This is a genomic window from Nocardioides mesophilus, assembly GCF_014395785.1.
GTDB lineage: Bacteria > Actinomycetota > Actinomycetes > Propionibacteriales > Nocardioidaceae > Nocardioides_B > Nocardioides_B mesophilus.
Window position 1 is genome coordinate 1,371,173 of the sequence record NZ_CP060713.1, and the last position, 10,991, is coordinate 1,382,163.

Here is a 10,991-nt window from a genome sequence, read left to right on the forward strand (position 1 = left end):
GCGGGCGGACGACGTCGGGTGGGTCGTGCAGCAGAACGTGTCAGCGGAGCGGCAGGCTGGTCACTTCCGCAGAGACCTCCACGGTGCGGGGACCGCGGCGGTCAGTCACGGTGACGGCCACGGGCGCCACCTCGATGGGCGTCCGGGTGAACGGGTCCCACACGCTCAGGTCCCGGAAGAGGAAGACGGTAGCGCTCCCGTTGCGCCTGGCAGCGACCACGAACGCGACGTCGTCCGCTGCAGCCTCCACGCCCAGCCTGACCGGATCCGGCACGTACGACGGTCCGTCGGGCTCGTCCAGGGCATCGAGCAGGCGGGTCAGCTTCCCCACAGCCTGCTTGGGGGTCCAGGTCAAGGGATCGCCCGTCTCCACCCGCCACAGGCCGAAATTCGACTCGGCCACGTCCTTCGGACCCGGGTCGGGGTCGTCGAGGCACTCGTACCAGGCGCACGGGATGCCGCGGTCGGCCAGCTGCAGGACCGCCCGGTCGATGTAGGTGGCCGTCGCGCCCTCGGACGTCGGCCGGTGGCCGATGCTCTCCTCGCCGCTGCGATAGGTGCCTCCCGCATTGGTGGGCTGGTACAAGGCGTTGTGGTAGCCGGTCTCGGTCATGTAGAGGGGCGTGTCAGCACCGAAGGCGTCCAGGAGATGCTGCAGGCGACGGTCGATGTCAGTGAGCGGTGGCTCACCCGCGGGATAGAAATGGACTCCGGCCCGGTCCTGCCAGTCCCCGACCCCGGCGTCGGCGAGCTGGTGGTAGTGCTCCGCCCCACCGGACGGCTCAGCGTCGTCGTAGGAGGCAGCGGCCGCCTGGTCGTGCAAAGACGGTCCCAGCACCAGCACCTGGGACAGCGCTTCCGATTCCTGAACGCCCTCCCAGATCGCCTTCTGGTGGGGTGCGGTGTAGGCCGTCGCCCAGTCGAGCGGCACCGGGAAGCTGCCGCCCCGGTTGTGGTTCGGCTCGTTGATGCCTTCAATCCCGTAACAGACGTCCGGACAGGTGGCAGCGATCTGCCGCACGATGGCCGCGGTGGTGTCCACGGACTGGTCGGTGGGCTTGTCATTCGCCTCGGGCACGATCGTCATGAGCCACTTCACGCCATACCTCCGGCTTGCCGCGACAGCTTTCTGACAGCCGGCGTTCTGGGGGTTGTAGAGCCCTCTGAAGAGGGTGACGCCCATGGTCGCCAGCCTCTCCATCCAGGCCTCGACGTCGCTGTAGACGCTGTCGGCGAACGCAGGGTGGGCGGCGACCGCCAAATTCGTGCGGACGTCCATCGCAGAGAGCGGATGGACCTGACGCACCGGACCGAGCGCGTTGGCACGCCTGCCGGGACCTGCGGAGGAGTCGTCGTCGGTGAGGTAGCGTCCGACTCCGGCCGCCACGGCGATAAGCCCGCCGGCGGAGATGACCGTGAGGGCGGACCGGCGCGACAGCCCCCCGAGCTCGTCGCGGGCAGGATCGCTGCGCCGGTGCCGTGACCCCCCGTTCGACGGCGTCGGATCAGACTCGGCTCCGCCCATGCACTTGAGCGTACCGTCGGGTTCGAACCCGGGGCGCTCACCAGGTTCTCGACAGTGGCGAGGACGGACGCTGACCGTGTGGATGCGACGGGTAGCATGCGGAACCAGGCTCTCAACCGGCGTCACGCCTTTTGACCGGGATTGATGCGCTTACCGTTGACCGTGGACTCGAGGCGGAGAGATGCACCCAGTCCCTGAGTGGCTGTTCGTACGACGCGTGCACGACGGGGCGACCCTCGACGGCAACATTCCGTGAGCCGGCTCGTGAACGACGCCGGGCGGCCCACCCGCCCGCGGCTGTCGGTGCTCGGAGCGCTGGTCTGGTACGCCCTGTCCTATGGCGGCTCCGTGCTGGGATACCTGGCCATCAATGCGTTCGCCGCTCGCCTGCTCGATGACTCCTTCGGCTACTTCGTCGTCGCCATCTCCACGGCGACCGCCCTGGGACAGCTGGGGTTGATCGGCGCCCATCGCGGCGGTCTTCGAGAGGCTGCGCGTCTCGAGACGGGGGACGTCGAGGGGCTGAGGGACCTCCGCCGGGGCGTGCGCGCGGTCTCCCGGGTGACCCTGCCGGTCACGAGCCTCCTCACCGCGGCCGTGACATTCGGCGTGATGAACGACTCCGACCCGGCGTACCGCGGGCTGGTGGCCGTCCTGACCGGGATCCTCGTCTGGTTCGGTGGTCAGCAGAAGCTCTGGGCCAGCTACTCGCGTGGCTTCGGCAACGTCAGGTTGGCCAGCCTCCTGGAAGGCCGATCAGGGGGCGCGCTGGTGTCCCTGTGCCAAGGAGTGCTGGTCGGCGTCTGCCTGATGTTCGTGCCCGAGCTCGGCCTGCCGGGAGCACTCGCTGCCATGGCACTCGGGTTCGCCCTCCCTGTCTTCATCGCGAAGCGGCGGGTGGCTCGTGTCTGGCGCGGTGTTCGCGCAGAGGGTTCAGTGCTCGCGGACGTCCGGCTGGTCGTCTCTCGTCATTGGCGCTTCGCCGTGAACATGCTGGGAACCTCCGTCAACGGAGCCGCCGACGTGTGGGTCGCGGGGGTGGTCCTCACCGGAAGCGGCGTCGCCCTCTTCGGGGCAGCGCAGCGTCTCTCCCTGCTGCTGGTGATCCCGCTCGCTGCCGTGGGAGTCATCTTCAGCCCGGTGATCTCCCGTCTCTACGGGAAGGACGATCCGAATCTGGAGCGGCTGCTGCGTACCGGCGCCAGCCTCGCGGCTGCAGCCACAGCGGTGCTGTGGCTGCCCATGCTCCTGCTGCCCGGTCCGCTCCTCGCTGCCATCTACGGCGACTTCTTCCGTGACGCCGCACCCCTCCTCCTGCTGCTGACGCTGGGGAGCGTCAGCAACGTGCTCACGGGGATGTGCGGGATCGCCCTGACCATGTCCCGGCATGAGGCAGTGGTGGCGAAGGTGCAGGTCTTCTCGGCCGCGGTGCGCGTGGGGGCAGGGTTCGTCGCCGCCTGGCAGTTCGGCGCTGTCGGCCTCGCCGTCTGCACCGCGACCATCTCAACGGTCTCCTCGTTCACCCTGTGGGTCCTGGCTCGCAGGCGCATGGGACTCAGCACTCATCTGACCCTGCGCCCCGCGTTCACCTTGATGCGGAGGACCGAGGGCTGAGCGACGGCCACCCTGCAGGCGCGGGGACGCCTCGTGCGACGGCGACCGTCGCTAGGCCCAGGGAAGCCTCGGGCCTGCGGACCCCGCTTCGTAGTCCTGGAGCACCGGGGCTCCGGCCTTCCAGGCGGCCACTATCGGGTCGACGATGCGCCAGCATTGCTCGGCCTCGTCGTCGCGCACCGTGAACGTCGGATCGCCCGCGAGGACGTCTCGCAGCATCCGGGCGGAGGCAGGCATCTGCTGACGAGGCCGGGTCACCTCGAGGGCGGCGATCCCGACTTCGGGCAACCCCCCTACCCCCGAGACAGGCAGCTGGAAGGTGACAGTGTCCGGGGCCATTCCCAGGCGCAGCACCATGGGAACCGCGGCGATGGCGCGCCCCGCCGTCGGGCGGAAGTGCAGCGTGACCGTCCGGGCAGGTTGACCCAGGGCCTTGCCGGTCCTCAGCAGGAAGGGCACGCCGGTCCATCGTGGCGAGTCGACCGTCAGCTCGAGTGCGGCGTAGGTCTCGGTGTTCCTGGAGAGATCCACCCCTGCCTCGTCGATGTAGTCGGGCAGGTCGATGCCCCGCACTCCGCCGGACGTGTAACGCCCTCGTGCTGTCCTGACTGCGACCTCGCCGGCATCCAGGGAGCAGACACGGCGTAGCGCCGCGACCTTGGCGTCGCGCAGCGACTGCTCGTCCAGAGCATCCGGTGGCTCCATCGCCACGAGGGACAGCAGCTGGAGCAAGTGACTCTGGACCATGTCCTTGAGCGCGCCGGTCCGGTCGAAGAAGTCGGCCCGGCCTGCCAGGCCGGCTGTCTCCTCCCACCTGATCTCCACCGACTCGACGTACTCCCTGTTCCAGACGGTCTCGAAGAGGGGGCTCCCCAGCCTCAGGGCGAGCAGGTCCTGGACCATCTGGTGGTAGAGGAAGTGGTCGATGCGATAGATCTCCCGCTCCGGCGCGACGTCATGCAGGAGACGGCTCAGCTCACGGGCTGACGCCAGGTCCTCGCCGAACGGCTTCTCGACGACGACCCGGCTGCCGGCACGCAGTCCTCCCGCCTTCAAGGCGCTCAGGGCCTTCGGATAGACCGACGGCGGCAGCGCGAGGTAGGCGATCACGGGGCCGTCCTCGAGCAAGGGACCAAGGTCGGGTCGGCGCTCGAGGTCGAGCTGGTGATAGTCGAGCCGCCCCACCAGCTCTTCCCGAGCGTGCGGGGGAACGTGAGGGGCCTGCGATTCCAGCCGGGCGGTTGCGAGATCCCTGTAGCTGTCGCTGGTCAACGGCTCACGTCCGACCCCGACGACGCGGAGGTCCACCGGCAGATGGCCCAGGTCGAGCAGGTGAGCCAACGCGGGAAGCAGGTGGCGGGTCGCCAGATCACCTGCGGCGCCCAGCACGACGATCCGTCGGATCACTTCACATCCCCTGTCGGCGCTCCGGACTGGAGAAGACCGGTTCGAAGTCAGGCCCGACACCGCTTCGCACTCGCATCCGGCCGGTCGAACGTCGGACTAACCGGTCCTCCTGTGTCATTATGCTTTCTCGTCCACAGAAGAGGAGCGTCACGTGTCTGTCGACGACGCGCCCTTCGCTGACGCGATCATTCTCGCGGCGGGAAGCAGCACCCGGATGCGCGGGCCGGACAAGCTGCTGCTGGAGTTCGGCGGCCTGCCGCTGATCGCCTGGACCCTCAGGGCTGCGGCGCGTGCCTCGAACGTCCGCAACATCATCGTCGTTGCGCACGCGGACCGGGCTTCGGCGTTGCGGGACGAGCCGTGGATCCGCGAGGTGGAGGCGACTGTGGTCGTGGGCGGCGGACGTCGCCAGGACTCTGTGGCGTCAGGCGTCGAGGCAAGCCAGGCGGAGGTGGTGCTCATCCATGACGGCGCACGTCCCCTGGTCAACCCGGAGCTGTTCGACTCCGTCGCTCTGGCTGCTCGCGCACACGGAGCAGCCGTTCCGGTCGTCGCCGTCCCGGAAAGCATGCGCCGGCTGGTGGACGGCAAGATCGTGGAAATCGTCGACAAGACGGGACTGTTCCGCTCCCAGACGCCACACGGAGCTCGGCGCGAGCTGTTGCTCGAGGCGTACGCGCACCTGGACCCACGGGGACCGGAGACGTTCATCGACGAGACGTCGTTGGTGCAGTCCGCCGGCTTCGTGGTGTCAACCGTGGTCGGTGACCCGACGAACCTCAAGCTGACCCTGCCGGGTGATGAGAAGCTGGCGTTCGCGATCCTCGAAGGGCGGGCGCGCGCCGATGAAGTCCCGCCGTCCGTCTCCGTTTGAGCGACCCGGCTGCCATGCGGCGTCCTCGAGAAGGTGCGGGCTTGAACATCGTCGACGCCAAGCTCGCAGTGCTGCGTACCTGCCTGAAGTACGCGCCGGCGCTCAACCATGCGGTCGTCAGCGGGGCGCCTGACGACGAGGGCAACAGCGTGGAGGTCGTGCGTGCGCTTGCTCGTCACATGCGCGTGTACTGGCTGGTGAGCGACGACCCGGCGCAGCTTCGCTGGCTGATCGCCGACGCGGAGAAGGCGGAGACGGTGCGCTGCCTCCCGAAGGAGTCGCGGCGGGCCTACTGGGCCTACCTGACCGCGAGCCTGGTGTTCTTCACCCACGGCTTGTACGGGTCCCCCAAGCCGCCGCCGCACAAGACGTTCGTCAACCTGTGGCATGGCGACGGGCCGAAGCGACGCACCAACTTCGCCCAGATCCGGTCCACGATGGTGGTGAGTGGCACCCACCTCTGGGGCAGTCGCCGGGCCGCCAGCTTCGGGGTCGAGCCGAAGAACGTGATCATCTCGGGGAACCCTCGGGTCGATCAGTTCGCCCGCCCGGTGGGCGATGCTTCGTTGACCGCCCTCGGCATCCGTCCCGAAGCCCCGTTCATCCTGTGGCTGCCCACGTACCGCTCCACGGAGTACAAGGGTCGTCGCCTGGGCGAGGTGCGCGACTGGTCGGATGCGGAAGAGATCTCTCGCTCGGCACGAGCGCGAGCGTTGCTCGCCCGGGTCGCCGAGCTCGCCGAACGGTCCGGCGTCACGCTGGCGGTCAAGCCGCACCATCTCGACGCAGACAAGTTCGCCGACCTCGGGATGAGGGTCATCACGAACGCGGATCTTCGCGAGAGCCAGGTCAACCTCTACCAGCTCCTGGCCCGGGCCCACGGACTCATCACCGACTACAGCAGCGTGTGGACCGACTTCTTGGCCACCGATCGCCCCATCGGCTTCTACTGCCCGGACATCGACGACTACACGGCCTCGAGAGGCCTCAACGTCGACGACTACCCGAGCCTGCTGCCCGGTCCTCTCCTCGAGACTCCGGAGGACTTCGACCGGTTCTTGCATGACTGCAAGGACGAGCCCGCCGCGTCACGTGCGAAGCGACGACGCTCGATCGAGATGATCGGCGCGCAGATGTCCCCGGGAGCGACGAATCGGCTGCTGCGCGCCCTGGGCATCTCTCCCGACGCCAACGGATAGGGCCCCGGACCACCTTGGATCAGGTGGTCCGGGGCCCTCACCCGGTTGGAGCGCGCGCTCAGATCGCGACGGCGACCTCGGCGACGACACCCTTCTGGGCGACGACGGCCTTGTCGACGACGTCGGCCTTCGGCGCCAGCGTGCGCAGCGTCCACTGCCCCGGCGCGGCGAAGAACCGGAAGTGGCCGGTGGCCGAGGTCGGCACCTCGGCGGTGAACTCGCCGGTCCGGTCCAGCAGCCGCACGTAGGCGTTGCCGACGGGCTGCTCACCGCGCGTGACGACGCCCTGGATCACCGCCTCCTTGGCGACGTCGACCCCGTCGAGGGAGAGACCGCCCGCGGTCGCCCCGCACATCAGGCGTCACCCTTCTCGTCACCGAGGGCGACCGGGACGCCGACGAGCGAGCCGTACTCGGTCCAGGAGCCGTCGTAGTTCTTCACGTTCTCCTCGCCGAGCAGCTCGCGCAGCACGAACCAGGTGTGGCTCGAGCGCTCGCCGATGCGGCAGTAGGCGATGGTGTCCTTGCTCCAGTCGACGCCCGCGGCGGTGTAGAGCGCCTTGAGCTCCTCGTCGGACTTGAAGGTGCCGTCGTCGTTGGCCGCCTTGCTCCACGGCACGTTCGCGGCGGTCGGGATGTGACCGGCGCGCTGCGCCTGCTCCTGCGGCAGGTGGGCCGGGGCGAGCAGCCGGCCGGCGTACTCGTCGGGGCTGCGCACGTCGACCAGGTTCTGGGTGCCGATCGCCTCGACGACCTCGTCGCGGTACGCGCGGATGCTGGTGTCCTGCTCCTGCGCGGTGTAGGAGGTCTGCTCGCGGCTGGGCAGCTCGTCGGTCAGCTCGCGGCTGTCGAGCTCCCACTTCTTGCGGCCGCCGTCGAGCAGCTTGACGTCCTGGTGGCCGTAGAGCTTGAAGTACCAGTACGCGTAGGCGGCGAACCAGTTGTTGTTGCCGCCGTAGAGCACCACGGTGTCGTCGTTGGAGACACCCTTGCCGGACAGCAGCGCCTCGAACTGCGCCTTGTCGACGAAGTCCCGACGGACCTGGTCCTGCAGCTCGGTGGTCCAGTCGAGCTTGATGGCGCCCTTGATGTGGCCCTTGTCGTAGGCGGTGGTGTCCTCGTCGACCTCGACGAGCACGATCGAGGGGTCGTCGAGGTGCTCCTGGACCCAGTCTGCGGAGACGAGTGCGGATTCGCGGCTCATGGTGGTTCCTTCCTGATGCCGTTTCGCGGCGGTTTCGATGTCTGGTGAACGGGGGTGGGTGACGCGCGACGGCGCCGTGGTCACTGCGGTACGGCGGCGCGGCCGGTCAGTCGCTTGAGCAGGAGGTACACCTCGCAGCCGAGGCAGAAGCCGAACGCGGCGTTGAGGAACGCTGCGGCGAGCGCGGCACCGGTCGCGATCGCCCCCAGCAGGTCCGCGCCGAGCAGGTAGCCGGCCAGCGCCACCACCGCGAACCCGAGGCCCACGCTCTGGGCGAACCGCGGCGGGGCCGCGTCCTCCAGCTCGGTGGGTGCCGCGAGGCGCGGCCGGACGAAGGTGCGGAACAGCCAGCCGTACGGCGTCCGGCCGATCCCGGCCACCGCTCCGACCGCGAACAGCACCGTCTGGGCGGCGAGCAGCACGACCGTCAGCGTGGACGGCGCCGCCAGCAGCGCCGCGGCGAGGACCAGGGTGGTCAGGCTGGCGGCGAACCGGGGGCCGCGCGGGTCGACCCGAACGGCCGGCGAGGCGTCCCTGTGGGCGGGGCTGGCGGGGCGGGTCTGCGTGATGCTGGACATGTCTCTCCTGCTGCTGAGCGGATGGCTAGCGGGCGGCCGGCGCCGGAGGACCGGGCGGCTCAGGACGTCGACGTACCGCGGTGAAGAGCGGCTACCTGGATGCAACCGGGACGGGCGCGGAGGTGTTCCCCCGCAGAACGGCCGTCGGGTGCGAAGAGGGCGACGTCGATCAGGACATTCGACACAGTGCCGAGTGCACGCGGCAGTGGTCCACTGCGCGGCGCTTGGTCAGCATGGTCGAGGACATGTCAGCCAGAGTAGGACGAGCGGTGACCTGCCGGGAAACGCGCGTCTCACGATACGAGCATTGCGTCCGACAGGTGAGACGGTGGCGGCGCAGCTCCAAGTCTGCGCGGGCCGGGAGCAGCGCGACGCCCACGGAGGGTGACCGGTCCTGCGTCACCGCCCGCGGGCGTCAGGGTGTTGCTGGGTGTTCAAGCGTCCGACTGGCCGGGTCCGACGACCGTGCGCTGTGCGTGACAGCGCCGTGGTGCGTCGAACCCGGCACGCGCTCCCCACAGCGAGCCGGATGCCGGCGATCCCTCAGGCGTTCGCGTCGCCCCCGCGGCGAAGCCGACCGTCAGGATGCGGGGCTGGACTTGCGCTGCCGCGGCGGCGTCTGGCCGAGCAGCAGCAGCCGAACCCGGATCTCCGACGCCGAGTAGCGCCGGTGTCCCCCCAGTGTGCGGATCGAGCTCACCAGCCCGGTGTCGGCCCAGCGTGCCACCGTCTTCGGGTCCACCCCGAAGATCGCAGCCACCTCGGCCGGCGTGAGCAGCTCGTCCCCCGTCGCGCGTGTTCTGGCCATGGTCTACCTCCCCTTTTTCCTTGCCCCTCGATATACCGGATGTACGTGATTTCGAGCGTGCGCTCCATTCGGGCGACCGTCAAGAGGACTAAAGTCCATACGATTCGCGCGACACGCCGAGCGGGTTAACCTCAGGTCAGTGCGCAGGTGGTACGCGATCTACCTGCGCAAACGCAGGATTGTTCACCGTGAGCAGGCTCTCCGGACGCCGGAGAGGCCGCGCCCGACCGTCCCGATCCGGCGCTGGGGCGGCCACCTACGGGCTCGGCGACCGCGAAGCGCCATACCGCTTTTATCCCGACCAACCAGTCCGGAAATCGCCTGGTCAGATCGCCCTAATGCGAGAAGTCGCGGCCCGGTCCGGCGCCCTCCACGACCTCGGACAGCGCCTGGTGCAGCCGGGGGTCCCAGCCACCGCCCTGCGCGGCGACGAAGGTCTCCCGGGTGAGGATCTCCAGCAGGTAGAGCGTGGCGACGGCGGACCGCTCCTGCTCGGGCACCCCCAGCTCGGCGAGCTGCGGCGCTGCGTCGTACACCTCCGCCGCGGCGTCGGCCAACGTCGCGTCGCGTTCGGCCAGCCGGAGCTGGAAGCGCCAGTGCAGCAGGTCGAAGCCGACCGGGACGGCCGGCTGGCTGTGCTCCCAGTCCCAGGCGACCGTGCCGGAACGCCCCTGCCCGACGTTCGAGGGCACCCAGTCGCCGTGCCAGCGGCCCAGCGGCGGACGCGGGGAGCTGCGCCGGACGCGGGCCAGCAGCGCCCCGAGCGCCGCGACCTCTGCCGGCTGCGAGGCCGCAGCCCCGGCCAGCCGACCCTCGAGCGTGCGCAGGTACGCCGCGACGTCGGCCCCGGCCCGGCGGTGACCGGTCTGGTCAGGTCCGTCCGGTCGAGCCCCTGCCGGACCGGGGCGTCGTGGGTCCCCCAGGGGTCGCGCCTCGCTGGCCGCCACGCTGCCGACCAGTCGCGACATCGCCTCCGGAGACCGGCCCATCCGCCGCAGCGCCGGCAGCGGCGCGGTGACCACGTAGTCGAGCCCCTGCCAGGACCCGGCGTCCCGCAGCCGCGGGACGATCACGTCCCCGGCGCGGCCGCGCAGGCTCCACAGCACGCGGGCCTCGTTGCGCACCAATGGCTTCGTCGCCGGCGACCAGCCGACCTTCAGGTAGCCCTGGGACACCCCGGAGCGGTCGATCAGCCGAGCGGTCGGCTTCGTCAGCGGCGTCGCCGGCCGGACCTGCAGCACCGCCGCCACCTCGTGGCGCAACCGGCTCGAGAGGTGCCGCAGCAACAGCCACTCGCGCAGCTGCCGCTCGGGCACCCGGCGGTCGACGCCGACGACCAGCCGCGCCCGCAGCACCGGCTCCGCCGCCCCGCTCCACCACCCGGCGGCGACCGCCCGGCCGGCCAGCCGGGTCCGCCACGAGGGGCTGGCCAGGTCGTGCGCGAACGCCGCGGCGACGGCCTGACGGCAGCCGGCCGGGACGAGGTAGCGCGGTGCCCTCAGGTTCGGCGCCACGACGTACACCTCGACCGGCCGGTGCGTCGGCGGCAGCTCGCCGAAGGTGGTGACCACCGGGGAGTCGTGCATCACCAGGCCCTCAGGGTCGGTCAACCAGAACCGGCGCACCAGCGCCGCCAGGTCGCCGGGGGTGGCGGCCGGCCCCGGACGGGTCGAAGGCAGCAGGCTGGTCATCGCAGCGGACCGTCCACCCGGCGCGGGACGCGAGGATCGGCTTCCATCTGCGGCCTCCCCCCTCACCCCCGACACCCCCGGCCCGCTGCCCT

Annotated in this window: 10 protein-coding genes; 3 read left to right on the plus strand and 7 right to left on the minus strand. The window is 70.1% G+C overall.

Features of this window, described 5'->3' with window-relative positions; all coding sequences use genetic code 11:
- Positions 1–40: 40 nt before the first annotated feature.
- Positions 41–1,525: a hypothetical protein gene (locus H9L09_RS06550; RefSeq protein ID WP_187579876.1), complete on the minus strand. Its 1,485-nt coding sequence runs from the start codon at positions 1,523–1,525 to the stop codon at positions 41–43.
- A 252-nt stretch (positions 1,526–1,777) separates the two neighbouring features.
- Here H9L09_RS06550 and H9L09_RS06555 point away from each other — a divergent pair, with 252 nt between their 5' ends.
- Positions 1,778–3,139: a lipopolysaccharide biosynthesis protein gene (locus H9L09_RS06555; RefSeq protein ID WP_187579877.1), complete on the plus strand. Its 1,362-nt coding sequence runs from the start codon at positions 1,778–1,780 to the stop codon at positions 3,137–3,139.
- A 51-nt stretch (positions 3,140–3,190) separates the two neighbouring features.
- Here the strand turns inward: H9L09_RS06555 and H9L09_RS06560 are convergent, their stop codons facing one another.
- On the minus strand, positions 3,191–4,546 hold the full coding sequence (locus H9L09_RS06560; RefSeq protein WP_187579878.1) for a glucose-6-phosphate dehydrogenase: 1,356 nt from the start codon (positions 4,544–4,546) through the stop codon (positions 3,191–3,193).
- Between the two features lie 151 nt (positions 4,547–4,697).
- Here H9L09_RS06560 and H9L09_RS06565 point away from each other — a divergent pair, with 151 nt between their 5' ends.
- Positions 4,698–5,420: an IspD/TarI family cytidylyltransferase gene (locus H9L09_RS06565; protein WP_187579879.1), complete on the plus strand. Its 723-nt coding sequence runs from the start codon at positions 4,698–4,700 to the stop codon at positions 5,418–5,420.
- A 41-nt stretch (positions 5,421–5,461) separates the two neighbouring features.
- Positions 5,462–6,619 carry a CDP-glycerol glycerophosphotransferase family protein gene (locus H9L09_RS06570; protein WP_187579880.1) on the plus strand — a complete coding sequence of 386 codons (1,158 nt, stop codon included), beginning with the start codon at positions 5,462–5,464 and terminating at the stop codon, positions 6,617–6,619.
- 58 nt (positions 6,620–6,677) lie between these two features.
- Here the strand turns inward: H9L09_RS06570 and H9L09_RS06575 are convergent, their stop codons facing one another.
- The 5 genes from H9L09_RS06575 to H9L09_RS06595 all read right to left on the minus strand — a co-directional run bounded on the left by H9L09_RS06575 (position 6,678) and on the right by H9L09_RS06595 (position 10,899).
- Positions 6,678–6,974 carry a DUF1416 domain-containing protein gene (locus H9L09_RS06575; protein WP_187579881.1) on the minus strand — a complete coding sequence of 99 codons (297 nt, stop codon included), beginning with the start codon at positions 6,972–6,974 and terminating at the stop codon, positions 6,678–6,680.
- Entirely contained in the window at positions 6,974–7,822 is an 849-nt protein-coding gene (locus H9L09_RS06580; protein ID WP_187579882.1) for a sulfurtransferase, read from the minus strand. Before H9L09_RS06580 ends, H9L09_RS06575 begins: the two co-directional genes overlap by 1 nt.
- A gap of 80 nt (positions 7,823–7,902) precedes the next feature.
- The gene (locus H9L09_RS06585; protein WP_187579883.1) at positions 7,903–8,400 is read right to left on the minus strand and encodes a DUF4395 domain-containing protein; all 498 of its coding nucleotides are present in this window, start codon (positions 8,398–8,400) and stop codon (positions 7,903–7,905) included.
- Between the two features lie 580 nt (positions 8,401–8,980).
- Positions 8,981–9,208, minus strand: coding sequence for a BldC family transcriptional regulator (locus tag H9L09_RS06590; protein WP_187579884.1), 228 nt, complete (start codon positions 9,206–9,208; stop codon positions 8,981–8,983).
- A gap of 335 nt (positions 9,209–9,543) precedes the next feature.
- Positions 9,544–10,899, minus strand: coding sequence for a hypothetical protein (locus H9L09_RS06595; protein ID WP_187579885.1), 1,356 nt, complete (start codon positions 10,897–10,899; stop codon positions 9,544–9,546).
- Positions 10,900–10,991 lie beyond the last annotated feature (92 nt).